Genomic DNA, 24,086 nt, shown 5'->3' with positions numbered 1-24,086 from the left:
TTATATATATTGTATGGTGCCTACACTTACATTTTGCACTCGGCTGCGTAGGCATCGATATGATTTGAAAAAACTTTTTTAACGGTTTTGTTCGTATAGCCACCGTTTTCAGTCTCTATAACTTCTCGAATATAGACGTCCTGTACGGGATGTTGGTTCACGCCAAAGCTGAAGTTGCCACGAACAGACGCAAAATCAGCCTTTTTGAGCTCGGCCTTGAAAGCATCCAGGTCCTCGATGTTGCCTTTTACTGCTTTGAGTGCACTGCCGATCAGACGGGCAGTATCATATCCCTGTGCAGCATAAAGAGTAGGCATGCGGCCGTATTTTTCCTGATATGCCTTGACGAATTCGACATTGGCAGCGTTATCCAGATCATGGGTCCACTGGGAACCGTTTTTCACGCCAAGAGCGGCAGGGCCAACGGCTTTGAGAATGCGCTCGTCAAAGGAAAATGCAGGACCGTAGACGGGAATTTCTTTGCTGAGGCCTGCCTGTGCGTATTGCTTTAAAAAATTGATCCCCATTCCACCAGGGAGAAAGAAAAAGACCGCTTCCGGTTTGGCAGCTCTTAACGCTGCAATTTCCGCTGCATAGTCAGACTGACCGAGCTTTGTATACACCTCGCCGACTATCTTCCCAGTATAAAAACGTTTAAAACCTGCGAGGTGATCTTTGCCCGCAGGGTAATTTGGGGCAATAAGGTACGCTGTTTTATGACCAGCCTCGGTTACATATTGGCCAACAACTTCATCAAGATTGTCATTTTGATAGGAAACACTAAAATAGTTGGGGTTACATCCTTTGCCTGCCAGCTTAGAGGGCGCCGCATTGGTGCTGAGATACACCACATTCTGGCGGACTACCTTTGGCACCACTGCCATGGCAACGTTTGAAAAAACGATGCCCGTAAGGATGTGCGCCTTTTCTTTTTTGATGAACCTTTCCGCTATCTGTTTCCCTTTTTCAGGTTTTCTGCCGTCATCCTCAACCATAAGTTCAACCGGAATGCCACCGAGTGTACCCGCCCCCTGTTCGATTGCTAATGCGAAACCATCGCGGATATCCTCGCCCAGGTATCCTGCTTTTGTTGATAGGGTTGTTACCATTCCAATTTTCACGGTGGCAGCGGTAGAAAGCTGCACAATAGTAAAAAGCAACAATAACGTGAGGCCGATTTTTTTCATTTTTTACTCCTTGTAATGGTTACGTACAGGTGACACAAAAAAACATGTCCGTTGAGAATGCCTCCACGGTCACGCCCGTCAGGTGATTGTATATAACGGTCTGGGGAATTTACCAGCGCAGGGGTGAGAGTCGTTTTGTGATTGTTTCTATGTGTAGAAACTAGAAAAAGATAAGAAAAGTTGCAAGCAAAATAATTGAACAAAGCCTTTCGTAAGGTGGGAAAGAGCACTTTGCCTAAACGGCAAAGTGCTCACTGGCGAGGTGGAAAATTATGGGATGGAATGAACAGCTGCAAATTTTGGTTCATGCAGTGGAATAAGAATGTCTGCCATGTCCTTGATTTTAAGCATAATGTCGTAAGAGTCAAAAGCGTTGACCAAGGTGCCAGGCGGAATTACATCCATCTCCATTGCTCGAATCTCAATGGGGGGGTTAAAATTTTCCTGGATAACACAAAAACCGGTAATGATGGCTTTTCCTTTACTGGTTTCAATGGCTATACTCATCCCGCCTTCCGTATGGACGGGCGTGTGGATGCAGTTAATACCTGGGAGCACTTCAGTGTCTTGTGTCATCACCTGCAGTTGCCCATTATCCTCGGCATCCTGAATATAATCTTCCAAGTAACGAAAATCCAATGGATGTGGATTATGGATGTGTTCTAATTCTTGTTGATGCACATAGATTTTGGCATTGGTACACTTAAAATCATTTTCACAATGATCGTTATGGAGATGGGTATGGATTACAATATCTATGGCTTCGGGCGTTAGATCAAATTGTTTCAAACCTTGTTCAAAAGTATAAATCTTACCACCGATTGCCTTTTCCCTGGCCTCGGACTGAATAGGACTGATCTCGCCGGTATCAACCAATATATTTTTGTCGCCACCCTTTATATACCAGCTGTAGATGGGGATGGTGTAGGTCTCGCCTGCGCCATGCTGGTAGGTCATCATACTTTTATCGAATACTTTGGTGCCTACGACAATGGGATGGATGGTATAGGTTGCCAATATATTCCCTCCTTGTACAGATTAATTACGTCGCCCGCCCATACCTCCACCACCGCGTCCTTTACCGCCGCCTGTTCCATCACGACGACCCTGTCCGCCGCCTCGGCCTAACCCTCTGCCTCCATTTGGTCTCGGAGTGTTGTCTTTTTGTTGCCCCTGGTCGTTTTGTTTTTGATCGTTCCCGGACTTGCTACCTACCAGACTCTTCTCATTGTCCTGTGGCATATCTTTTAACCTCCTCAATAAAAAAGCTCGCTGTGGTAAATGCGCTACTGGAGTAGTAATGCAGTACAATAAAAATTGTTTTGTGCATATACTCGGGGTGTAACGCCAAATAGAAAAATTGGCAAAGGGTATTTCAAAAAAGATGAAAAGCACTCACAAATACTCGTCGTAAGGCGACCAGTGCAAACCGGACTGAAATGTTCTTTCTGTAGATTGTTTAGGCACTGTCGAACAGTAGAAAAAGATGATAAAGCAGGTTGTTGAAAGATAAACTTTTGGTGTTTTATCAAGTTTTGAGAGGCGTGGATTACAGGTTGAGTCTCAAATCATCATAGAGAGGGGAAATATCGCCTGTAGAAAATTCAATTTTTGGAGACATCGTATAGGTGAGAAGAGCCAGGCAAGCCATAAAAGGCTATTTTTTGATAAATTAATGGCCCCTGAACTGACCAGCACTTTCTTTCTATAATGGCAAAAGAGGGTTGTGACAAAGCAATGCCAGGAAGAAGCTTCGGAATAGATACTGTTGCAAGGAGCAAATCTCGCCGACATGTTTTTATGCGATTGGCAGTATCTCATAAAAACAATATCAGTCTGGGGTTAGGTGGAAACAATTGTAACCGTACGTCCTCTTGGCGTATCCCGAATTAGTGTAGATGTTTCGTCTCCTTTTAACACAGGCCGATTACCACAATGTCACTATTCTCGAGTGCTACGACGATATTATCGCATAAATAGTTCATGGTTTGTTCTTTAAATTTTGTTACACGTGCCTATAATGCGAATGCTTTAATCAGGCCTGGATTTCTTCCATAAAGTAGTTTTGTTTGAGTTGGCCCAATATTTTCTGTTGGACGCTATATCTGATGCAAACGAGTACTTCAAACCGCACTATAGACTGAATCGGAGCCAAGTCTGCATCAAAAATAATACAAAAATGAGGTGTTTCATGTTGGCAAGTTTTGCAATCCTGCCCTGCGGGGTGGGGCAAGAATTAAAGGAACATGTGGCTGCAGTGGTAAAGTTGGTTGCAGACTCAGGCTTGGAGTATAAGTTGGGAGCTATGCAGACCACCATTGAAGGTGAGCAATCAGATGTGATGGAATTGATAATGAAATGCCATAACCTGATGATGGAGCGGGCACCTCGAGTACTCACCTCTATTACCCTCGACGATCGCAAGGGGGCAACTGGTCGCATGGAAGGCAAAGTTGCTGATGTCGAGGCGGTTTTACAAAGGTGGGTTAGTCATGAGTAATCTAGTGGGCAAACCCAGCCCTTCAAGGTTAGAGAAGTTGGTGCAAGGGGCACTGGGAAAACCGTCCGACCAAGTACTGATTGGACCCGGTCCGGGACTTGATGCAGCGATCCTGAAAACTACAGATGGCAGGGTTATGGCTATTGCCGAAGATCCGATCTTTCCTGCTCCAGGGCTTCCGTTGGAAATTATGGGCTGGTTCACAGTCCATATTGGAGCCAGTGATGTGGCTGTGACCGGCATTAAACCTGAATTCATGACCTATACCCTTTTATTACCTCCTGGATGTCCGGAGGAGGACGCCCGTACTATTATCAATTCTATCTCTGATGCCGCCAAAGAGTTAGACATTTCTATTGTCGGTGGTCATACCGGATGGTATGGAGCTGTAACCGTACCAACTGTTGGTGGCGTAACAGTCTGGGGTACGGCGGATATGGATAGTTGGGTGTCTCCTGGTGGCGCTAAGGATGGCGATATAATTCTGATGACCAAAGGGCCGTGCATTGAGGCCGCAGCTCTGCTTTCCATTGTTCACCAAGAACGGCTCGCAAAAAAACTTTCCCCAGAGCACCTTGACATCCTCCGATCCAGGGTGGATGAGATTACCGTTGTTGAGGATGCTCTGCAGGCTTTTAAAGTCGGCGGAGTTCATGCCATGCACGATGCCACCGAAGGTGGCGTGCAGGGGGGATTGTGGGAGATGGCCACTGCTGCGGGAATCCCGGTCATGGTCGATTTTGACCAGATAGCTCTTCCTGCAGATATCGCTGCCTTGGCAAAGGAATTGGGTTTTGATCCCTGGCAAGCCATCAGTGAGGGAACTCTTCTGGCAGCGGTTGCACCTGCCCAGGTCGAAGAGGTGCAGCAGGTATGGAAAAATATTGGCATTGAGAGCTTTGTACTTGGCAGCTTTGATGCCGGCCTAAAGGAAAACATGGTTCGTAGGGAAAAGCAGATACAACTTCTAACCGAACCGGACACCGACCCATTTTGGGAGCTGTTTTTTGCGGGTTTGAACTAAATTGCCAGTGTTGACTGGTCTGAAAAACTAGACTATTTGATGAAAATCAGGTATGCCCCATAGTGCAGCAAATGCAAAGAAAAAAGCCATCATGAATGGTGGCTTTAAAAGTGTGCCTAAAGTTGATCATTCCTCCTGTCCTATCTCTTTTTACGAGAACGTGGCTTTACAAAAGTGGAGATATAGAGTTTTTCAACTTTTTCTCGAGCCCATGGAGTTTTTCGTAGCAGTTTCAAGCTAGAATTCAGCGTAGGGTTTTTTATAAAACAGTTTATCCGAATTCTACTCGCCAGACCATCCCAGCCGTAGTGCTCTTCAAGTTTTATGAGTATCTCTTTCAGGGTAATCCCATGTAATGGATTATTTGGCTGTTCGTCAGTCATCGCAGTAATGATTTTTTTTGGGGTAAAATGTTTGGGGATTATTAAGGTCAACAGAAAGTACATGACACATGCACGTTAAAACTACTACAAAAATGACCATCTTAAATAATATCAACATTATCTTGAGATATTGCTGTTAATCTTATGAGCAAAAAAATTGAATTACTTGCCCCAGGTGGAGATACTGATTCTATCAAGGCTGCCATTGCGGCTGGTGCGGATGCTGTTTACTGCGGTCTGGATAGATTTAACGCAAGAACCAGGGCTACGAATATAACGCTGAAAGAGTTAAATGGAATTCTACGACTTGCTCATAAGCACGATTGCCGGATATTTTTAACACTCAACATAATAGTAGTAGAGAGCGAAACAAAAGCATTCATAAGTTTATTGCATACATTAATGCAAACAAGTGTTGATGGGATAATCCTTCAGGATTTAGGAATGTTCTATCTTGTACACAAATACTTTCACTCTCTAAAAGTACACGCATCAACCCAGCTGACGACCCACAATAAAGGGCAGATACATTTTTTAAAACAACTGGGGGCAACCAGAGTAAATGTATGCAGAGAGTTAAATATAGAGGAGGTTTCGGAGTTAACCCATGTTGCGCATGCTAATACTCTTTCAACCGAGATGTTTGTTCATGGCTCGTATTGCCTCTCTTTTTCAGGTCTTTGTTATTTAAGTTCTGTCCTTAAAGGCAAGTCTGGAAATCGTGGAAGGTGCAGTCAGCCTTGCAGAGATAGATATCTCACCACCCCGCAAGGAAAAAAATTTCCCCTTAATCTGAAAGATAATTCCGCATTTTTTAATTTAAGGGAAATCGTTGCAGCAGGCGTTGATTCAGTAAAAATAGAAGGAAGAATAAAAAAATTTCATTACGTGTATTCTGTTGTGCGTTCATGGAAAGAGCAAATAAACAGATTTTACCGGCATGGAACCCTTATCACTGACAATACAGTTCTTTACAAAGTATTTAATAGGGAGTTTTCCAGCTCTTTTTTAACGGGTGAGATAAACAAAAATATGTTTATCGATAATCCCAGGGATAACTCAGCTATTCATCTGGCTGAAACAAAGGGTGGAGCAACCAAAGACAATATACAGGCCGCAAAAAGAGAACTCTATGATGAGAAAACACAAATAATACGTTGTGTTCAACAAAAAATTGCCACCCTTAGCATTGAAAAAGAGCCTCTTGTCATCACTGTTTCCGGTACACTCGGAAATCTCCTGAAAGTAGATGTACAGACGCCGGATACCTCTTTTACTCTCTGTTCAAAGAGTGAACTAGTACCTGCCAACATTGATAATGCAGACAGCCGTAGCAGTAGTCGAGCAATCCAAAAAACACCTCCTTATTGCCTGGGATATGAAAGTTTTATAAAAATATTTAAGCCTCTTAATGAAACAGGATTTTATATCGATGCCATAGACCTGGAACACTTGCAAAGTAATCTTTTCATCCCTTTCAAAGAGCTACATGCTATCAAAAAAGAAATTATATGTATTTTGCACGGTTCCGAAGAAACCATTACACCACCCACCGTTCCAGTTTTAATAAAACAAGATAACCTACCCATCCGGCCTACGCTTTCAGTTGTGATCTCTTCTGAAAAAGATGTACACCTTTGCGGCGAGACAACTGCTGATGTTTGTTTTTATATTCCCAACTGTTTGAAGGGTATACAGACTCGCCTGGTGAATATGTTTATAGAAAACAAAAGGTTAATTCCATGGTTCCCATCTATTTTAATAGGTAAAGACTACGATGATGCCGTAGAGCTCCTTCAACAAACACAACCAGAGCGCATAGTAACCAATAATTCAGGGATCGCCTACGAGGCTTTTACAAGAGGAATCGAATGGATAGCAGGTCCTCATTTCAACACCGTCAATTCGTATAGTTTGTTAGCGTTAAAGAAAGTTTTTAATTGCGCAGGAGCATTTGTTTCAAATGAAATAAACAAGGACCAGATAAGGTATATAAAAAGAGCGGATGATTTGAAATTATACTACAGCATCTATCATCCCATTATGCTTATGACCAGCAGGCAATGTTTGTTGCATCAAGTTATTGGTTGCGAGAAAGAGAGCGTAGATGAAGAGTGCATCTCAGGGTGCCGGAAAGCATCATCTATTAAAAACGTGGACAATGTTCCTCTTTTTATTGAAAAAACACCTGGAAATTTGCATAGCATTTATAATAACGAAAATTACCTGAACACCGATATCGTTGCAGACATGCCCAATACTTTTTCAAGCTTTTCAATCGACTTGAGAGATATAACAACTGAAACGCACATAAGCGCTGACAAACTTGGCACTATCAAACTTTTTGAAAATCTATTATCCGGGAAATCCGCCGCAGCAGAGATGCTCGCGCGCTGTATCCACCCTGTAACAAACGACCAATACCAACGAGGTATTTAAAAAGAATATGGGCACCACTGCCAATGAACGATGATGATCGTAATCACCTTCTTTTATACGGATGAGATACGGGAGGAACAGTTACCGTTAAGGGGGAAGCACCAAGACGAACCGGATAGAGGGCTGGGGTGAGTTAACCCAGGTCAGAAGGGGCAGGAACAACCTTCTGACCATGTTCTAGGAATTGCTTGGTTTCTTTTTTGGAAAAGTCATGATTTTTTCAGGGGGCGGCAATTTATTGTGCATTCTTGTCGGTTTTCATACGAAAAAATTACTCGACAAGTCTGATAGCTGCCTGCTCGCTAGTAACATATTCAATAATTTCACTATCAACTTGCTGGTCGCCTATCCATTTAACCCCTGCTTGATTCGAGGCAGTCGTCATGCAAAAAGTAGAGAAGGTGCAAAATTTATCTTTATATTTTAAGGCGTCAATTCCGTCTTTGTGCTGAATAACGTCACAATCATCTGGCAACTCAAGTTCCACTGCAATATTAACTGTTACTTTTTTCATATTTTTCTCCAAAATAGCTGAAATATGCCATAGGTTATCATGGTAGCACCATAGGGGATGTCATTTCCAGAACCGATACTATCCGAAAATATCCCAATAGACACTTCGATTATTTTCACCGCTCATTTTTTCTCCAATCTTACCTTGCTGAGCAACAGCCAAATAAAAGCAATATAGGCCCTGTGGCAGCAATTGAAATTCATGTCTATCTATAAAATTGAGCAATTATGCAAGTGCCATTTTAACATGAAACATGGCATGAATCTCCTTTTATGTTAATCTGTTATCGTAAAAAGCAGTATGCTGGCAAAGAGCTCTTCAAGACGTATCTATTTCTTTAACCAGACAGCAGTAACATTTAATGGACAGCAGCGATCCGAGGCTTTCGGTGTCTCGGATCGTTGTATAAAAGAGGGCTAAAAGAAAATTTTAGTGCATTGGAACTTGTTGTAGGTAAGACAAAGGAAACTCCCTGCCGATTTTTCAATCTTTCTGCGTTAACAGTCTGGTACCGTAATAATGCAGCCTTTCAATAACTATCCTTTTGGTTCAGCTTTTATTGTAGCCGTATATTGAGACATTACCCAACCTGATGAATTATCAGGCAGTTTGACTAGACACCAGCCTGCTTTAACATCCTCCACAACTAAGACCTCCCCTTGGCTGACATGTCGTAAAACCGGATTCTCTTTTCCCGGCCCTGAACGTACATTGAGAGATTCAACTATTACCGTTAACTTTTGCCTCTGTTTGAAATGACTTATCATGTTAGAACTCGGTTGTTTTACGACTATATAACCACCTGGTACCTGTTGGTAAAATGTTCCGGAGTAAGTGTAATAAGGTCTCCCATCTATGTTGACTATAACAGCCGCAGGTGGAAGAACCGGGATCTTTGCCCCAATAGGAGCAGGAGCAACAACATAACCAGTTGGTTTCTTTGTGTAAAAAATTCCGTCTACAAAAAAGTAGGTAAGTTTACCGAACATAATGGTATTTGCTGCTCCACCTGGAAAAGGTACACCGTGGGGCCTAGGTCCGGCTTCACTTGGCGATACAGCTACAGATGTCAGTAAAAAAAGAGCTGCTGTAGTGCCTGCGATAAGTGGTGTAAGTGATTTCGGGTATATTTTTATCATTTTTTATCCTCCGGTAATCGTCCCGTATCTTAAGATGTGGTGTAATAGAATTGATTTATGCTTAAAGGGAGATTTACAAATTAGGTACTGGTGACAAACTTACTTTAGCTATCATGCCTGTACGCAGAATTCAGCTAGATACCTTCCAACTACACATCTCGCACCATTCCAATCTACAGTGACAAAATAATGAGGAAGAAAATGGGAGGAAATGTGGAAAGTCGTTGTCCAAAAGCGGCCCGCATTGCAGCACCATTGTTTTGAGTATGGCAAAAATTTTAAATATAAATTGACATATTGCTAGAATTAGTTAATGCATTAATTATTATGACGAACCATAACGACTCATCACAAAAAAAAGTAGCTGCTGCTGATACATATAATGTCGACGAATCGCTGCCGATGCTGATGGCAACATGTGTTAAATATATGCGGGAAAGCTTACATCTTCGTTTTTCCCATATGGGCAGCCCGCTCACATCGGAACAGTGGCTACTCCTCACGCATTTAGCACATCGCGATGGTGTCACGCAAAAGGATCTTGCCAAGCAGTCGAACAGGACAGAAGTAGCTGCTCTGAATTTACTGAATAAATTAGAGAAAGACGACCTTGTAGTTCGTCGACGTGATCCTGTCGACGGAAGATGTAAGCGGGTATACCTCACCGCAAAAGGAAGAAAGTTGCAACGCTCACTCATATCTTCTGCCAAAGATAATATTTCACAAATGTGCAAAGGTATTCCAAACGACGATATTGAACTGCTCAAAACCACCATTCTTAAAATCACCGGCAACTTAAAAGGATAAATCCGGCAATATTTTACTTAACCTGTTAAGTAAGTTCGATTTGAGTGGTCGCACTCGCAACGTCACGTTTACTGTTATCCAAATCAAAATGAAAAAAACAAATAACCTGAAAATGATCCTGCTTCTGTCGCTGCTTTCGGCTTTTCCGCCACTTTCGACCGACATGTACCTCCCAGCTTTACCCTTTTTGCAAAAGACCTGGCAGCAACCGATGTCGATTATGAACCTTACTTTGGTGGTTTTTTTCGTCACATATTGTCTGAGCCTCTTGGTTTATGGCCCCCTTTCCGACAGGTTTGGCCGCAGGCCACCACTGTTGGTCGGCATTGGAATTTACATATCAGCCAGTCTGCTCTGTGCTTTTTCCGGCAATGTGTTCAGCTTGATCGTGTTCAGGATACTGCAAGCTGCCGGGGCTGCATCTGCCTCGGTTATTGCCATGGCGACAACAAAAGATCTATATGAAGGACACGAACGACAAAGGCTACTGGCTTACATGGGGGTGATCATGGCCTTGGCCCCTATGTTGGCTCCTGTTATAGGCGCATGGATCATGACATGGTTTTCCTGGCCGTGGATTTTTGTTTGCCAGGCAGCTATTGGCGTATTCGCATGGGGAGGAGTATTGTATTTGGAAGAACCGCTGAAAGAGCGATCAGCTACCGGTGCAAGAGCCATCGCAGGAATGTATCTGCAGCTTTTACACAACAAAAAATATCTGGGTATGGTTGTACTTTTTTCTCTTATTGTTCTCCCGCATTTTTCCTTCATTGGTTCGGCAGCAGACATTTACATCAACACATTTGGGACATCGGAGCAGAAGTTTGGTTACTTCTTTGCATTTAATGCCCTTGCAATTATGTCGGGGTCGTATGCTTTTACCCGCCTCCATAAAATTATCGACAGCAGGCGACTTTTAGCAATAAGCTTTGTCGGCATCTTGTTGAGTGGCATGCTCATGTATTCCGGGATTGTTCCTGGACCATGGGGGCTGGCAGTACCCATGGCTGTAGCCTCTTTCTCTTTTGGTTTTAGTCGGCCGCCAAGTAATAACCTTATCCTTGAACAGGTGAAGCAAAGTGCAGGGACAGCCTCATCTTTCATGATTTTTGTTTACTTTATGATTGGAGCGTTCTCCATGTGGTTTATTTCCCTCGAATGGACGAACAAAATTGATGTGATTTCTATGCTCGCTCTATTCAGCGGCGGGATTGTTTTGACTACTTGGCTCCTTATTGCCAAGAAAGCGATTTCTGGTAAGAATAGCACTCAAGGAGTACCGTAAATGCAGATCCAGCCATTGTTTCACAGAGCATTTGCAGCGGTTTTACGAATAACGCCATCTTTGTCCTGAGTCGCTGTTTGTAAAAATGCCTTGGCTGGTACGCTGTCTTTTCCGGCCAAGGATTTTACCGCCTCCAACCTTACTGCAGGATCCTTTTCTCCCAAAACAATTTGACCTAGGACTAAAACAGCATTCAACGTATCTATTTGCCCGAGTTGTTCTGCAACATAACTACGCAGACCGGGATCAGGTTTTTCAAGGACTTGCGCCATGACTTGAACAGATTCATCATTTCCAATGGCGGCCAGTTCCCTTACAGTAAGTTCAAGCTTGTTCGTGTCCTCTTCCTGGAGTATGGCTCTTTGCAGCCGTGAAATATCGTAATAGTCTTCTTCTGCCGGATTTACCTCTATCTCGTGAGATGTTTGATTGTGAATAAAAACAGTGCGTGGCACTGTATAACCACTAGTTCTTTCCTCTGCGGACGCCTCGGCCATGGATCTTTCTTCCCCCCCTTGTTGAAAGATCCACACCTCTTTAATCTGATCTAGTGCATCTATTTGCTCAAAAAGAACAACCATTGGATGCTTGCCGACAATGCGACGCAGCGCGCTTTCCAGCGGACTATTGTGGAATTCAATATCTACAGTTGATGAGAGAGTACCGTATATTACCAGTTTGAACTCTGCACGAGACGCAATTTCCTTCAGCGCTTCTTCAAGAGGATAATTTTTGGCTTGTATGCTTAGCCTGTTATCCTGTAGTTGAAGATCAAAGGTCGCACCAAAAAGAGAGGAGGGGGGTGCTAATGAGCAAAGGCTGAACCACCAGGTAAAAAGGAGTATTCTCTTGATGAGGAAATAATCTTTATTGAGTATGTGTATAAAGGTAAACATATATATTCGTAGTCTTGAGCGTTCAGGTAAACAAAGTAAAGACAAGGGGCGTATCAGGCAGAAAGTATACAATATCACCTACGATATGTCGTATAAGCTATGCGCCAATCAGTCAACACATACATTCCCGGTTTCACTGGTCTGCGAGGTGTAGCGGCATTTGGAGTTTTCCTGGTCCATTATAATCAAATTGTTCTTTTAGATCCTGTTTGGGGACCGTTTGATCTTTATGAACTACTTGCCAACGGAGAATATGGTGTTGCTCTCTTTTTCTCCTTGAGCGGTTTTCTGCTCAGCCTGCCATACTGGCAATCGAAAAGGTACGAAACGCCCTTGCCAAGAACCATCAATTATGCCTGTAAACGAATCGTCAGGGTTACCCCTGCTTACTTTTTTGCTGTAACGGTCCTTCTCATTTTTTATAATCACTGGGCAATTCCAGGTGCCTGGTCAGATATCCTGCTCCACTACAGTTTTCTTTTCAACCTGGTAGAGTTTTCTATTTTCAGCCTTAATCCCTCATTTTGGACTTTGGCTGTCGAAATGCAGCTTTATTGCCTAGTGCCTGTGTTTTTTTATCTGGCACACAGATCCTCCATATACATATCTCTTGCAACTCTAGCGATCACGGCAGCGTTGTCCTACCTTGTGCATTGTGTCTTGATCAATGCGGTCACCCAAGTGGTTCTATGGCCGCTGGACGAGCGATTAACGTGGATACGGGTGAATGGGGCGGTGCTCAATTATTCATTATTAGCCCATTTACCCCATTTTGCTATAGGTGCTTTTACCGCATTTTTTTTCTTACAGTTAAATGAGTCGCGCAAAAAAAGACCTTTGCTTGTACAAAAGGGCAGTGAAGTTTTTTTCTGGGCAGTCTCATGTTTGCTCCTCATTTTGCTGGCAGCCCCAGATTTTCTGTCTGCTCTACAGATACCCCATGGACGGTATGGCCTTCCTTTGATCGCCCTGCTCATGGGTGGACTTCTGCTGGCACTGCCTTTCACCACATATGCTGTTCGCTTATTCGAATGGGGGCCGATAAAGATGTTTGGTGTTCTCTCGTATGGTTTTTATCTCTTCCACCACCCAATATTACAATGGGCAGACAGAGGGATGGCTGAAGTCCATCTCAATGCGCCGGATTATCCTCTTATTTTTGTTCTTGTTAGCTTCTGTCTTGCCACTCTTGCAGCATTTTTCACCTACATTTGCATAGAGCGGCCAGTCCTTGTGCTATGGAAAAAGAAAAAGCGATTGTATGTACCACTTTAATATACGCCATGCCGACTTATTGCTGGATGACAGCAATTTTTTTTAAGTGCTTTTTCACCTCGGCATCAAGTTCAGGCTTCCACGTTTCAGGCATGGTAGCCGATACCTGTCCAAGTAGTTTCCTACATGTTGCTTTTTCTTCTTCTGTTGCAGCCCGTTGTTCGGCCGCCGAAAGCCACATATAGGCTTTGGCTAGCGCTGGAGCAGGGATATGCTCGTCTTTTTTCAGGTCTTCCCCCCCCAGATAATACCGTGCAGTGGGCAGATAGGCTGGTTGGTATCCGTTTGCAGCCGCCGTTTCCAACCATTTCAATGCCTCTTCGTCAGAGTGCAAATCTGCGGATTGGCTGTCGCGAAGGAGTATTCCTAAGAGATACTGAGCTTCGTGATTATCTTGTTGAGCGGCCTGCCGGTACCAATGGAGGGCTTGGTATGGGTTGGTTTCCACCTGACGCCCTTGCATGTACATGTTGCCAAGCTGCAGTTGGGCCTGTTGATTGCCAATGGAGGCTGCCTGGTGCAGGTGCTGGAGCCCCTTTGTTTTGTCAGCAACGTTATCGGCAGTTAGCAGCAGCTGCGCTGCTGGGAAATGTGACCCCCCATGTCCCAAGGCAACAGCCTGTTCGTACCAATAAATGGCATCTGAAAGTGATTGATCAACCCCAATACCTTCCTCAAAACATGCCGCATAGAAATGAGCAGCTGTCGGAATATCTCTTTGGGCCGCTTGCCCATACCAGCGGCAGGCCTGCTGCCGGTCCGGTGTTCGCCCCCACCCGTATTCATAAAAAAGGGCCAAGGTAAATTGAGCGAGGGGATTTTTTTGCTCGGTTGCCAGCTCAGAGTACATCTGGTAGGCCTTATCATATTTTCCTTCACTGAGCAGCTTCTGGGCACGTCGACTTTCTCGCGCATAATCAGTTGCTGTTATACAAGGCGGGAAAACGGTAACCAGCAGTGCTATAGCTAAAAATATGATCGGATATCTCATTAAAGCCCCTTGATATGTGTCTGATTTAATGTGTTTTGCCGCTAAAAGACCATTCAGCGCTGTAAAAAGAGAGAGCCCACAGTGTCTCTTGATAAAAAAAGGACGCCTTATACTTAAAGGCGCCCAAATACAGAGCTAGTTTATGGACAGGCTAGCTCCTGGAAGGAAAGAGACCCTGCAGAGCAATGATATGGTTGATCCCAATAGATGGTTGGCTGATTTCAACCGCCTGTCCATTGCCGGTATTGCTGGTGCCGACAGTCATTGTAACATCCGGAGTTGCTGTCGAATATGCTCGATCCCTTCCATCGCGTGCCAGCACGGTATTTGCACTCGGGGTGGTGGTGTCTCCGGTTTGACTGTAGGCTCTCAAACCGTGATTATGTGAAGGTAATTGGGCTACAGTAAGGGTCACCTGTTCTGCCCCCCATCTGCTTCCCAGCCTCCTTTCTGTCAGTCCTGGACCACGGCCAGGATGCACAGCTGTTCGCCCTCGCAGATCAGGAAGTGCAAAGGTTGTCCGGCCATCCCCGCCATAGGTTGTCCCTAGGATGGAAAAGAGCGCAGAGTTCTGCGATATTGGCAGAAGTTGCCCGTCACAGAATGCATAGCCACGTGGTGCAAAGTTGCCGCCAAACATTTTGATTTCAGCAAGAAAAGGTTCACTTGCATGAGATACGGCAGGGCTACTGAAAAGGATGCCAACAGTTAAAAGAGCAATACAACTGGCGACTATGTTTATTTTTGTGATTCTCTTAATCATTATACTGTCTCCTCTTGTTGAAGTGATTGCTACTTTGCTCGTTTGATATATCAGAGCATAACCATTTAAAAGTTATGAACGATTTTTACGTCGCTGGACCGCGGTAAGTCCGGCCAGGCCTACTCCAAAAAGGAGCATGGTTGTCGGTTCTGGGATAGCTGCTGCCCCATGTTTGGTAACACTGTCTATACTTAAAAATGATGAAAAGCTGGCACTAGTTGATCCTTCAAATGCTTCGCCGTCCAAACTATATGCACCAATTATTGAGAACATATCACCAGGGGCCAGGGCCAAGGTAAAGAGGAGGGTGTCAGCATCGGTCACTGTGCCGCCGTATATATAAGGGTCTGTAGGATCGGAAGGACTAGGGTCAGTGATCAGGTTACCATCGAATTCATTGCCTAATAATGTATCAGCAGTAATGTCGGTGAAGACATTCGACGAACCAACCGAGAGATCAAACTCTGAATTGGAGTATGCATCTAGTCCGCTTGCGGTCACCGAGCTGTCAAACATCCACTTGATAACGACATCATAGGTGTCTACCCCGGAGGTGTTGCTAATATCAAAGCCCATATCTACCCCTAGAGAGAAAAGGGTTGAGTCGTTGGGGCTTGGACTAGGATCTGCGGTTAGATCGTTGTGAGAAGTTTGCGCATTCACCGTAATACCAAAACCATCGCCGGTGTCGGTAAAGTTGCCGGGGATGGGGTTAGTCCCAGGACCTAACGGGCCGGTTTTATCAAAACCAGTGGCCGTGTCAGCCCCCCCTACTTTTGCAGAAAAGCTGCTGCCTGTTATAGAGGTAGAATCACCAACAGTGGCAAAAGCACCTGTGTCGAATGCGATGCTACTGTTGGAAATACTTAGATCTCCTGGTAAGAGAGCTGCGGTGGTAATGCCCACGGCAAAAAGCACCCCTGCACCACCAATCAGTGCGACTGTGCCGGCCTTGACGGCAGAACACTTGCTGAAGATATTATCAAGCCTTGTGTGGTAGGATTCTTGTATCATAAATGAGCCTCCAGTCCCGAACAGGAACAGTAGAGGTTAACCTGCAGGAAGAAAATATTTTCAAGACTGTTGCGGTAACCGTCCCATAACATTTTCAAGTAGTTGCATGTTTTTTACATGCAAAGCTACTGCCACTTTGTGGCACCATGTGGAATGCTGGAATTACAATGTGTTACGTGCTAACTATCTATCAATGCTCTGTTTTTTTTGTTCGTTTTTACGGTTAAAAGGAAAATAAATTCTGAAACACGGAAAATGTAACAGATGCGCCCTCTGTCAGAATGTTAAAAAATATTGATTTGAAAGAGTTGATCAACCTGACTGAGCTGATGCATGATCACTGTTGGTCGCGTTTTCAGATTATTGGATGCCTCAGGAAAAAAGGCTTGAAGAAGTAACTTCAGGATATGGTAATATTTAGTTGAACTGCTCCATACTGGACGGTATGTTGCCTTGGGTCAGGTTACCCGTAGCCTTGGCAAAGTAGGTGGGCGATTTAGAAAGTTGTCGTAATCGTAATACTCTTTACCTGCAACTGTATTGTTTGTCGGCATGTCAAACAGTTGGTAGGAGAAGGGGGGAAAGCTAGCAGGGGCTTTGGTGGAAACTCTGCTGTAGATTACCCGGACCGGTAAAAACCCACCAGACTGCATCCCAAAATACAGTAAAAGCAGAATGAAGAGTATGCTGTATAGGTGCCGACGGTGTAGAATCGGCAATGTACCTTGGTTTGATATTTGAGCTTACGCTCTACAATCCTTTATCTGGTCATATTATTTAGGGAATAAAGTTAAAAATCCTCGGGTAGGTATACATCGAACAACGTTTTTTCACCCAATATTGAATCAATATCCCACTGAAGTTGTTGAACCTTCTTTTTGTTTATCCATCTTATCCAATCATCAGCCGTTTCCCATTCACTGATAACAATATATTCTCCTGGGTCGTTCATACTTGAGTAAGTTGATCGTGAAATGAAACCTTTTTCCTTTTCAGCGCTTTTTCTAAGACTCTGAAGAAGTGGAATAAGTTTTTCCTTCTTTGATATCCTGAACAACCGCCTGCTGATCACTTTGACATACATAGGCACCTCGCAGCTGTAGAATTTGTATCCGCATAGAGACAAGGCCAATATGGTAGGTTCTTTCCTCTTGTATTCTATTCTTACTTGTAAAGTCAACGCCGGATTACTAAGAAGTATATATACCTTAACTTGCAAGTATCAAGAGAAAATAGCCTAGATCTTTACACAGTGCGATGTGATAATTTTCCCTGGTTTCATGATTCTGCATCCTCCATGCAGCTTTTTGATAGAATGGGGTTAGATCTTGGCGGCAGTGCTATTTCTTTGTAGCTCGCAACGACTCAATGGTATTGAAAGGTATTTTCGAATCGGAAGGTTTTTATCCATCGTTGTGGTCGCCATTTGGAATGCTGATCCGTTCATATCCGCAATACTATACCCTGTAAATGGATTGAAGGGACACCGCGGGATGGGAAAATGTATATAGTATATTCGAGCGAAGGTGCCATGTGGCCAAGGAAACGGAATGAAATTCTGCCAATATCTATATAGGAGTAAGGGTATGTTTGAATCTGCAGAGTTGGGACATAAAATAAAAAAATCTGAATACAAAAAAGAAGTACCTGTCCTACGAGAAGAACTCCTCAACGTTCAGATGGAGTTGACAGAGTCGGCCGCTTTTCAGGTGATTATCCTGGTCGGCGGGTTGGACGGTGCGGGACGCGGAGCCACTGTAAATCTATTAAATGAGTGGATGGACCCCCGGCATATTCAAACCCATGGTATGGGCGAACCAACCGATGAAGAACTGGATCGACCAATGATGTGGAGGTTTTGGAGAGCTTTGCCGCCAAAAGGTAACATCGGGGTTTTCCTGGGATCGTGGTACACGTGGCCGATGCTGAACAGAGCTTATGGCAGAACCAAGGATGCCGATCTGGAGCAGAGCCTGGATAGGGCAAGAAGTTTGGAAAAAATGTTGGTGGACGAGGGGGCTCTGCTGATAAAATTCTGGTTTCATCTTTCCAAGGAAAAACAGAAAAAGAGGCTGAAATCGCTAGAAAAAAATCCTTTTACTCGTTGGAAAGTCACCAAACGGGATAAGAAGCATTTCAAAATGTACGATAGGTTTCGTGCGGTGCATGAAAAGGTTATTCGTCACACCTCAACTGCTGAAGCTCCATGGCTGATCATTGAAGGAGAAGATGCCCGCTACCGGAACGTGACCGTAGGTAAGTTAGTCCTTAGTGCAATTCGCGAACGTTTAGACCAGCAGGCCCTCCCTTCCCGGAAAATCCTCGCTCCGCCTGTTATGCCGTCTATAGATAATTTGCACTTATTGAAGACATTGGATATGACGCAATCCCTGAGCAAGGAGGAGTACAGGGCGCAACTAAAAAAATACCAGGGAAAACTGAACCGATTGACAAGGGATCCAAAGTTTAAATACACCTCCGTACTAGCTGTATTTGAAGGCAATGACGCAGCAGGGAAGGGAGGGGCAATACGTCGTATTACAGGGGCACTTGATGCTCGCTGGTATCAAGTTATTCCAATTGCCGCACCAACTGAGGAGGAACGGGCTCAACCGTATTTGTGGAGGTTCTGGCGACACCTGCCCCGAAAAGGTCGGGTAACTATATTTGATCGATCCTGGTATGGCCGCGTACTGGTGGAACGTGTAGAACAATTCTGTACAGAAGACAACTGGTTGAGGGCCTACAGTGAAATCAACGAGTTTGAAGCACAACTTGCCCGCCATCATATCGTGGTGGTCAAGTTCTGGTTGGCCATCACCGAAGATGAGCAGTTACAAAGATTTCATGACAGGGAGCAGACGGGTTTCAAACGTTTTAAGATTACCGATGAAGATTGGCGTAATCGGGACAAGTGGGAGCAATACGAAGTGGCCGTTTGTGATATGGTAGATCGAACCAGTACTAATTATGCTCCCTGGACATTGGTAGAGGCAAACAGTAAATATTTTGCCCGTATCAAAGTGCTCAAGACTCTGTGTGAAAAAATAGAGGGCAAACTCAAAGAATTATACGAGGAAGGCGTCGACTATTTGGACAAACCCAAAAAGGGGAAGTAACGATTAGGGTGCTTTGAAAAATCTGATTTTTCAAAGCACCCTAAAGTATGTACAGAAACAGAACTATTGCAGCTCGATCAAATGGATAGACGCTTATCGATTTGGCCTGATTTTCGGTACCAATCCCTGTGCAGTTCATAGCCACGGTAAGTAGGTCTGTGAAATCGGACTAGAAGCTAATAAAGTGGACCACCAGCATTGTAAAAAATGTCAGGTTGAATCCGAGCCATTACAGTTGGCAGCAACTGTCTTCACCAAGCAGATGCTGCGCGGCTCTAAAAAAAAGCTTATTTTTTTTTCTTTGCCTTCTTTGCCTTCTTGTCCTTTTTATCGGCCTTGTCCTTTTTTTTCTTTTTTGCCTTTTTCTCTTTTTTCTTGGTTGATTTCTTTTTAGGTGGATTGGGTTCTTGCTTTTGGACCTCTACATCTCGGTTGGAATCATCTGTTGGTTCAGGGGCTTGCTCAGATGCAGGTGGTTCCACGACTTCACTGGTTAAATTTTTGGCCGACTCAATAACAAGTTTTGCGCGAACATAGCCAAAACCGGAAATTGTGGCCAGATCATCAGCCTGAGCTGTTGCCACATCCTCTGCAGTACGGTAGCCATGTTCGGTCAGTTTATCTGCAGTCAGGGGGCCGACTCCTTTTATTTCAGTGATGGGAATTGCCATGGAATACCTCTTGGGGCAGATGATTATCTTTGTATTGTACTGTCGCTTTGAACTCTACAAGAATGAGAAAAAGGGAATAGGTAGGTGGGTGATGGCGCGAAGTATTCCCTTTTTTAGAGAGTTCTACAAAAAACGGGTCCATATCGAAACCTGGTATCTATTCGTAGCAACGTAGCTTTTTGCTATCGATTTTGCAAGATCTTCTGTCTTCCAACCCTCGCACAGTGGCTTTACGTTATTCTGCCAAGTAACGATATTTTCTTACAAGAAACCTTTGACGGCCGAATTGCTGCGTAGGCAGGCAAAATGCGAAATTTATTTGGTCCCAGCTCGTTGCATGTCCAGTAAGCTTCAGGTTAGCCGGATAAATTGTTCCAGTGGTCCGGTCGACACAGAGCTGGAATGAAAGGCGTAGCTGGAACATTCCAGAATTAACCCGAATTTCTCATGAACTTTTTGATTTCAAACTCAAACAATTGATATTATTAACTAAAATAAAACCTATGCTATTGGCAGTGTGTTTTTTGTTTTAAATCAAAAAGTTCCCCCTTTGGGTCAATAGATTTTTCCGCAGGATCTACGTTACAAGCCACTTGCGGTAGTTTACTATCGGAGTCTACGCTTACCTGCTGCGCGGCTTGTGCCTTGCCCTGCGAAAAACTTTATTGATGAGAAATCCGGGTTAAGGCCGTTTATTGAGTAAAGTGAGATCAGTTTGTCTAAGTTCTTTGCTCAGTAGCTCCCCCTGTATGAGATTTGCGCTGTTTGTGGTGACAGAGCTCATACAAAATCCTCCTGAAGCATTGTCAGGAAACATTAATAGCCATAAAATAAGTACTGTACAACCAAAAGATTTCAGCAGGAAAAACGTTTTTCTACTGTTTGTCTCGTTAAATTTAAGACGATTTTTGACTGTTTCATCATCGAAGAAAACTCTTCGATTCTTTATATGATTACGGTGCCTACGAACAAATATCAGGAGCAAAAGGATACAGGCCGCTACGAGCTGTATCACCCAACCCGCGACTTGATTTTCAAGTGCCATAAAGATGCTTTTTGCTACCCAGTCAGGGAAACTAAGAACGCCTATAAGTAAGACCACAGTGAGGTAGTGAAGCGTCGTTGTTAGAATCATTGGTCGCCCCTGAATAAGAACCCTCATATTAGTATCGCTCAATATAGTATTGCATAATACTATGTTGAGCGATACTATATCGGTAATCAATGAATTGTCAAGCATGATGGCGTCGAAAAAAGTCCGATCTACGGTGTTGTAGGTTTCGTCCGAGGTTTTGACATATCGTATATATAGTCAAAGCCTCGAGCAAAATACTGCGCCTTGTATATCGAACTTTTGTACTTAGCCATCTTTAGCGTGCGATGGACTTTTTACGAGTCCATAAAGCATGACTCTTTTCTCTTTTAGAGGAAAGTATGGCCGAAAAACAGACGATCATCTATAGAAAAATATTGTCCTCTATTTTCGCTGCCGGCACAAAAGTAGTATGTGGCGCACCATTTAAATTGGCATGATATTTGTATTGTTTTGGGTTGGTTCCAAAACTTGTTGCAATGGGTGGAGCGGATGCAAGAGGCCAAAAAATAGTTTCATGTCAACTTGGAAAATGAATAGCAAACATTGTTATTTTCTCATCATGATACTTAAGATTCGAGAATCTATCTCCGCAACGGTGAGAGTGAAACCACGCTGCCGGTTGAAGGAACAAGCATAGTTGATATCGTGGGAGCAGGGGATGTGTTTAGTAGGTGTTTATTTTAGGCCTGTCTTACAATTGGAGTTTAGGGAAAATAATTACACATGCGCAAGAGTTTGCATTGTTAATCGTATCAGTCCCTGGAACTGTCATCCAGGATACCTGCGTATACTCAGCTTTACTAAACCGATGGAGTGGAATAAGAAAAAATTAGTACTGAATATTATAACAAGTCTCATAATTACAAACCATCAACTTCCTGGATAAAATAATGAAAATAAAGAAAGCTGTATTTCCTGTGGCGGGTCTGGGTACTCGATTTCTTCCAGCTACTAAAGCTATGCCTAAAGAGATGCTGCCTGTCGTGGATAAGCCTTTGATTCAATATGCAGTGGAAGAGGCTCTCGCCTCGGGTATTGAACAAATCATTTTTGTTACCGGATCTGGTAAAAGTGCCCTTGAAGATCATTTTGACACCAATAGGGAGTTGGAAAGGATATTAAAAGAAAAGCAAAAGGATACTCTCTTGCGCTCAGTCCAATCCATCGTCCCCGAGTCACTGAACATTGTTTATACACGGCAAAGCAAGCCGCTTGGATTAGGTCATGCAATATGGTGCGCCAGGGATATTGTCGGTGATGAACCATTTGCCGTCCTGCTTGCCGATGACTTGCTACAAAGCGAAGTTCCTCCCCTTTACCAAATGATCAACGAATTTGACAGACTACGCTCTTCAATGGTTGCGGCCATGGAAGTTCCCAGTGAAGAAACACACAAATATGGAATAATAGATCCGGGTCTTGAGATAGGCGGAACAGTTCAGGTTGTTAATATGATAGAAAAACCAAGTCCGAAAGAGGCTCCATCAAACCTTGCGGTTATTGGGAGATATATTCTTACACCACGTATCTTTAAACACCTGGAACGGCACCAAAAAGGGGCGGGAGACGAAATCCAGCTTACAGATGCCATGTCTGCGCTTCTTGCAGAGCAGCCTATATTTGGCTACAAATTTAAAGGAAAACGGTATGACTGCGGAGACAAGGTCGGATTTCAAGTGGCAAATATGGCATTTGCTCTCGAGCGACCAGAGATGAAAAAGGAGTTAATCGAAAATTTACGCGATCTAGTTGGATAACCTGATACAAAGCCACTATTGATTAGTCGAGAAGATGCGCACAGGTACTTGCATGGAAAGCCAGAGTTGTTTTCTGCTTTACGAGTCCTCCTTGTGTTGGTAACTATTTGATTTGTTGTATATAAAAAATGTAACTGCTCACAGATGCTCATGTTTGGACAGGCGCGATTTTTCGCAGGTAAACGAAGACTCCGTTAGCCAATTTATGCGGGAGATCGTAACCGTCCAAAGTGATAAGCGACCAACGGAAGATTATGTGGGGTGCCTGTGAGTAGTTACTTTGTGAGAATGCTTTTCTCAGTATGGGGTTTCCTTTTTAGGCGGCTAAGATTGTGTGTATACAACTCGATTTTTCCCTGCTTCTTTGGCAGCATAGAATGCTTCATCAGCGGCTTTAATAAGTTTTTCGGCACTGTTGACATCACGGTCAGCGTGACTGACACCAATACTCACCGTCACCGATCCCCAATCAAATTGCAGGAGTTCAATCTTGCTTCGTAAACGTTCAGCGACATTGGCCGCGGTCTCGATGGAGGTCTCCGGCATAATAATCGCTAGTTCTTCTCCCCCGTAACGTGCAGCAACATCCATTTCACGTATATGGGACAACAGGGTTTTGCCAATTTGGCGAAGAACTTCATCGCCGGCAATATGCCAGTGATTATCATTTACCTTTTTAAAATCATCCAAATCAATCATTAGAAGGCAGAGATCAATCCCTGTTCGCTTTACCTTTTCAATTTCTATAACAAGAATCGCCTGAAAAATGTCTCTGACAAACAAGCAAGTCAAATGATCTTTTACAGCTGTAGCCACAATAAACGTGCTCTTATTCTCGGAGATAGCCACCGGTGAGTTCAATTCGTTGACTATGTTAGAAAGATTATCCATAGCAGCTACTGCAACACCCACGTATCTGACCAATTTTGTACTCATTACGTAAAGACACACTAAGCGAAAAAGTTAACTAACCAATGGTAAGGTTAAGTGCTCACACAAAACGGCTGGCTCATATAACAGAAAGCAAAATAAGTTAGAGTATGCTGGAACGTTGATTAGCTTCGTGGTGGTAATGTTAATTTTCAGTGATCATTGGTTGAGAGCAATTTTTCAGGAAGTCTCTAAACGGGACTGGCCTTGAACTCGTTGTAAATTTGCAATGACAAGCTTTTATTATTGAAAAAAAGCACGCTAATTCAGTTATAATATAATAATTCAGTTATAAT

At 43.6% G+C, this 24,086-nt stretch carries 21 protein-coding genes; 8 read left to right on the top strand and 13 right to left on the bottom strand.

The annotated features are described in order from the left end of the window. Positions 1-26: 26 nt before the first annotated feature. The 3 genes from ACHZCY_RS03480 to ACHZCY_RS03470 form a co-directional block, all read right to left on the bottom strand. Positions 27-1,187, bottom strand: a complete 1,161-nt coding sequence (locus ACHZCY_RS03480) for an ABC transporter substrate-binding protein (protein WP_319547849.1) — start codon at positions 1,185-1,187, stop codon at positions 27-29. A gap of 270 nt (positions 1,188-1,457) precedes the next feature. Beyond that, positions 1,458-2,204 (bottom strand): N-acyl homoserine lactonase family protein, encoded by a 747-nt coding sequence (locus tag ACHZCY_RS03475; protein WP_319547848.1) that lies wholly within the window; start codon positions 2,202-2,204, stop codon positions 1,458-1,460. Between the two features lie 21 nt (positions 2,205-2,225). Then, the gene (locus tag ACHZCY_RS03470; RefSeq protein ID WP_319547847.1) at positions 2,226-2,429 is read right to left on the bottom strand and encodes a hypothetical protein; all 204 of its coding nucleotides are present in this window, start codon (positions 2,427-2,429) and stop codon (positions 2,226-2,228) included. Positions 2,430-3,378: 949 nt separating this feature from the next. Between ACHZCY_RS03470 and ACHZCY_RS03465 the strand changes: the two genes are divergently transcribed. Together ACHZCY_RS03465 and ACHZCY_RS03460 are read left to right on the top strand one after the other, a co-directional pair. Further along, the gene (locus ACHZCY_RS03465; RefSeq protein ID WP_319547846.1) at positions 3,379-3,687 is read left to right on the top strand and encodes an MTH1187 family thiamine-binding protein; all 309 of its coding nucleotides are present in this window, start codon (positions 3,379-3,381) and stop codon (positions 3,685-3,687) included. Next, the gene (locus ACHZCY_RS03460; RefSeq protein ID WP_319547845.1) at positions 3,680-4,711 is read left to right on the top strand and encodes an AIR synthase family protein; all 1,032 of its coding nucleotides are present in this window, start codon (positions 3,680-3,682) and stop codon (positions 4,709-4,711) included. Before ACHZCY_RS03465 ends, ACHZCY_RS03460 begins: the two co-directional genes overlap by 8 nt. 140 nt (positions 4,712-4,851) lie before the next feature. Here ACHZCY_RS03460 and ACHZCY_RS03455 read toward each other — a convergent pair whose 3' ends face one another. Next, a complete protein-coding gene (locus ACHZCY_RS03455) occupies positions 4,852-5,094 on the bottom strand; it encodes a VF530 family protein (protein WP_205221908.1) in 243 nt (80 codons plus the stop codon). A gap of 144 nt (positions 5,095-5,238) precedes the next feature. Here ACHZCY_RS03455 and ACHZCY_RS03450 point away from each other — a divergent pair, with 144 nt between their 5' ends. Next, positions 5,239-7,533: a peptidase U32 family protein gene (locus ACHZCY_RS03450; protein WP_319547844.1), complete on the top strand. Its 2,295-nt coding sequence runs from the start codon at positions 5,239-5,241 to the stop codon at positions 7,531-7,533. Between the two features lie 271 nt (positions 7,534-7,804). Here ACHZCY_RS03450 and ACHZCY_RS03445 read toward each other — a convergent pair whose 3' ends face one another. Both ACHZCY_RS03445 and ACHZCY_RS03440 read right to left on the bottom strand, forming a co-directional pair. Then, a complete protein-coding gene (locus tag ACHZCY_RS03445) occupies positions 7,805-8,047 on the bottom strand; it encodes a hypothetical protein (RefSeq protein ID WP_205221906.1) in 243 nt (80 codons plus the stop codon). 536 nt (positions 8,048-8,583) lie between these two features. Further along, a complete protein-coding gene (locus tag ACHZCY_RS03440) occupies positions 8,584-9,186 on the bottom strand; it encodes a DUF6515 family protein (protein ID WP_319547843.1) in 603 nt (200 codons plus the stop codon). Positions 9,187-9,513: 327 nt separating this feature from the next. On the opposite strand from ACHZCY_RS03440, the gene ACHZCY_RS03435 reads away from it, so the two are divergent. Both ACHZCY_RS03435 and ACHZCY_RS03430 read left to right on the top strand, forming a co-directional pair. Further along, on the top strand, positions 9,514-9,993 hold the full coding sequence (locus ACHZCY_RS03435; RefSeq protein ID WP_319547842.1) for a MarR family winged helix-turn-helix transcriptional regulator: 480 nt from the start codon (positions 9,514-9,516) through the stop codon (positions 9,991-9,993). Between the two features lie 88 nt (positions 9,994-10,081). Next, on the top strand, positions 10,082-11,278 hold the full coding sequence (locus tag ACHZCY_RS03430) for a multidrug effflux MFS transporter (protein WP_319547841.1): 1,197 nt from the start codon (positions 10,082-10,084) through the stop codon (positions 11,276-11,278). A gap of 20 nt (positions 11,279-11,298) precedes the next feature. Here the strand turns inward: ACHZCY_RS03430 and ACHZCY_RS03425 are convergent, their stop codons facing one another. Continuing rightward, the gene (locus tag ACHZCY_RS03425) at positions 11,299-12,174 is read right to left on the bottom strand and encodes a HEAT repeat domain-containing protein (RefSeq protein WP_319547840.1); all 876 of its coding nucleotides are present in this window, start codon (positions 12,172-12,174) and stop codon (positions 11,299-11,301) included. 99 nt (positions 12,175-12,273) lie between these two features. Here ACHZCY_RS03425 and ACHZCY_RS03420 point away from each other — a divergent pair, with 99 nt between their 5' ends. Then, on the top strand, positions 12,274-13,449 hold the full coding sequence (locus ACHZCY_RS03420) for an acyltransferase family protein (RefSeq protein WP_319547839.1): 1,176 nt from the start codon (positions 12,274-12,276) through the stop codon (positions 13,447-13,449). A 16-nt stretch (positions 13,450-13,465) separates the two neighbouring features. Here the strand turns inward: ACHZCY_RS03420 and ACHZCY_RS03415 are convergent, their stop codons facing one another. The 4 genes from ACHZCY_RS03415 to ACHZCY_RS03400 form a co-directional block, all read right to left on the bottom strand. After that, positions 13,466-14,440, bottom strand: a complete 975-nt coding sequence (locus ACHZCY_RS03415) for a tetratricopeptide repeat protein (protein ID WP_319547838.1) — start codon at positions 14,438-14,440, stop codon at positions 13,466-13,468. A gap of 151 nt (positions 14,441-14,591) precedes the next feature. After that, on the bottom strand, positions 14,592-15,080 hold the full coding sequence (locus tag ACHZCY_RS03410; protein ID WP_394713363.1) for a phage tail protein: 489 nt from the start codon (positions 15,078-15,080) through the stop codon (positions 14,592-14,594). A 195-nt stretch (positions 15,081-15,275) separates the two neighbouring features. After that, positions 15,276-16,217: a PEP-CTERM sorting domain-containing protein gene (locus ACHZCY_RS03405; protein WP_319547836.1), complete on the bottom strand. Its 942-nt coding sequence runs from the start codon at positions 16,215-16,217 to the stop codon at positions 15,276-15,278. A 790-nt stretch (positions 16,218-17,007) separates the two neighbouring features. Beyond that, positions 17,008-17,397, bottom strand: a complete 390-nt coding sequence (locus ACHZCY_RS03400; RefSeq protein ID WP_205221904.1) for an antibiotic biosynthesis monooxygenase family protein — start codon at positions 17,395-17,397, stop codon at positions 17,008-17,010. 406 nt (positions 17,398-17,803) lie between these two features. Between ACHZCY_RS03400 and pap the strand changes: the two genes are divergently transcribed. Then, positions 17,804-19,336 (top strand): polyphosphate:AMP phosphotransferase, encoded by a 1,533-nt coding sequence (gene pap, locus ACHZCY_RS03395; RefSeq protein WP_319547835.1) that lies wholly within the window; start codon positions 17,804-17,806, stop codon positions 19,334-19,336. Between the two features lie 287 nt (positions 19,337-19,623). Here pap and ACHZCY_RS03390 read toward each other — a convergent pair whose 3' ends face one another. After that, a complete protein-coding gene (locus tag ACHZCY_RS03390; protein ID WP_319547834.1) occupies positions 19,624-20,007 on the bottom strand; it encodes a helix-hairpin-helix domain-containing protein in 384 nt (127 codons plus the stop codon). Positions 20,008-21,993: 1,986 nt separating this feature from the next. On the opposite strand from ACHZCY_RS03390, the gene galU reads away from it, so the two are divergent. Further along, positions 21,994-22,860 (top strand): UTP--glucose-1-phosphate uridylyltransferase GalU, encoded by an 867-nt coding sequence (galU, locus tag ACHZCY_RS03385; RefSeq protein WP_319547833.1) that lies wholly within the window; start codon positions 21,994-21,996, stop codon positions 22,858-22,860. A gap of 324 nt (positions 22,861-23,184) precedes the next feature. Here galU and ACHZCY_RS03380 read toward each other — a convergent pair whose 3' ends face one another. Continuing rightward, a complete protein-coding gene (locus ACHZCY_RS03380; protein ID WP_319547832.1) occupies positions 23,185-23,751 on the bottom strand; it encodes a GGDEF domain-containing protein in 567 nt (188 codons plus the stop codon). Between the last annotated feature and the right edge of the window lie 335 nt (positions 23,752-24,086).

The sequence above is a fragment of the Desulfogranum marinum genome, assembly GCF_963675105.2.
GTDB classification, from domain to species: domain Bacteria; phylum Desulfobacterota; class Desulfobulbia; order Desulfobulbales; family Desulfobulbaceae; genus Desulfogranum; species Desulfogranum marinum.
Note: the sequence above shows the minus strand (reverse complement) of the source record. Positions and strands in the feature narration are given on the sequence as shown.

Coding starts and splice junctions, on each gene's coding strand:
- ACHZCY_RS03415 (WP_319547838.1), bottom strand. CDS start 14,440: ATGAGATATCCGATCATATTTTTAGCTATAGCACTGCTGGTTACCGTT.
- ACHZCY_RS03460 (WP_319547845.1), top strand. CDS start 3,680: ATGAGTAATCTAGTGGGCAAACCCAGCCCTTCAAGGTTAGAGAAGTTG.
- ACHZCY_RS03380 (WP_319547832.1), bottom strand. CDS start 23,751: ATGGATAATCTTTCTAACATAGTCAACGAATTGAACTCACCGGTGGCT.
- ACHZCY_RS03450 (WP_319547844.1), top strand. CDS start 5,239: ATGAGCAAAAAAATTGAATTACTTGCCCCAGGTGGAGATACTGATTCT.
- ACHZCY_RS03405 (WP_319547836.1), bottom strand. CDS start 16,217: ATGATACAAGAATCCTACCACACAAGGCTTGATAATATCTTCAGCAAG.
- ACHZCY_RS03465 (WP_319547846.1), top strand. CDS start 3,379: ATGTTGGCAAGTTTTGCAATCCTGCCCTGCGGGGTGGGGCAAGAATTA.
- ACHZCY_RS03390 (WP_319547834.1), bottom strand. CDS start 20,007: ATGGCAATTCCCATCACTGAAATAAAAGGAGTCGGCCCCCTGACTGCA.
- galU (WP_319547833.1), top strand. CDS start 21,994: ATGAAAATAAAGAAAGCTGTATTTCCTGTGGCGGGTCTGGGTACTCGA.
- ACHZCY_RS03445 (WP_205221906.1), bottom strand. CDS start 8,047: ATGAAAAAAGTAACAGTTAATATTGCAGTGGAACTTGAGTTGCCAGAT.
- ACHZCY_RS03435 (WP_319547842.1), top strand. CDS start 9,514: ATGACGAACCATAACGACTCATCACAAAAAAAAGTAGCTGCTGCTGAT.
- ACHZCY_RS03480 (WP_319547849.1), bottom strand. CDS start 1,187: ATGAAAAAAATCGGCCTCACGTTATTGTTGCTTTTTACTATTGTGCAG.
- ACHZCY_RS03410 (WP_394713363.1), bottom strand. CDS start 15,080: ATGTTTGGCGGCAACTTTGCACCACGTGGCTATGCATTCTGTGACGGG.
- ACHZCY_RS03420 (WP_319547839.1), top strand. CDS start 12,274: ATGCGCCAATCAGTCAACACATACATTCCCGGTTTCACTGGTCTGCGA.
- ACHZCY_RS03455 (WP_205221908.1), bottom strand. CDS start 5,094: ATGACTGACGAACAGCCAAATAATCCATTACATGGGATTACCCTGAAA.
- ACHZCY_RS03470 (WP_319547847.1), bottom strand. CDS start 2,429: ATGCCACAGGACAATGAGAAGAGTCTGGTAGGTAGCAAGTCCGGGAAC.
- ACHZCY_RS03430 (WP_319547841.1), top strand. CDS start 10,082: ATGAAAAAAACAAATAACCTGAAAATGATCCTGCTTCTGTCGCTGCTT.
- pap (WP_319547835.1), top strand. CDS start 17,804: ATGTTTGAATCTGCAGAGTTGGGACATAAAATAAAAAAATCTGAATAC.
- ACHZCY_RS03425 (WP_319547840.1), bottom strand. CDS start 12,174: ATGTTTACCTTTATACACATACTCAATAAAGATTATTTCCTCATCAAG.
- ACHZCY_RS03440 (WP_319547843.1), bottom strand. CDS start 9,186: ATGATAAAAATATACCCGAAATCACTTACACCACTTATCGCAGGCACT.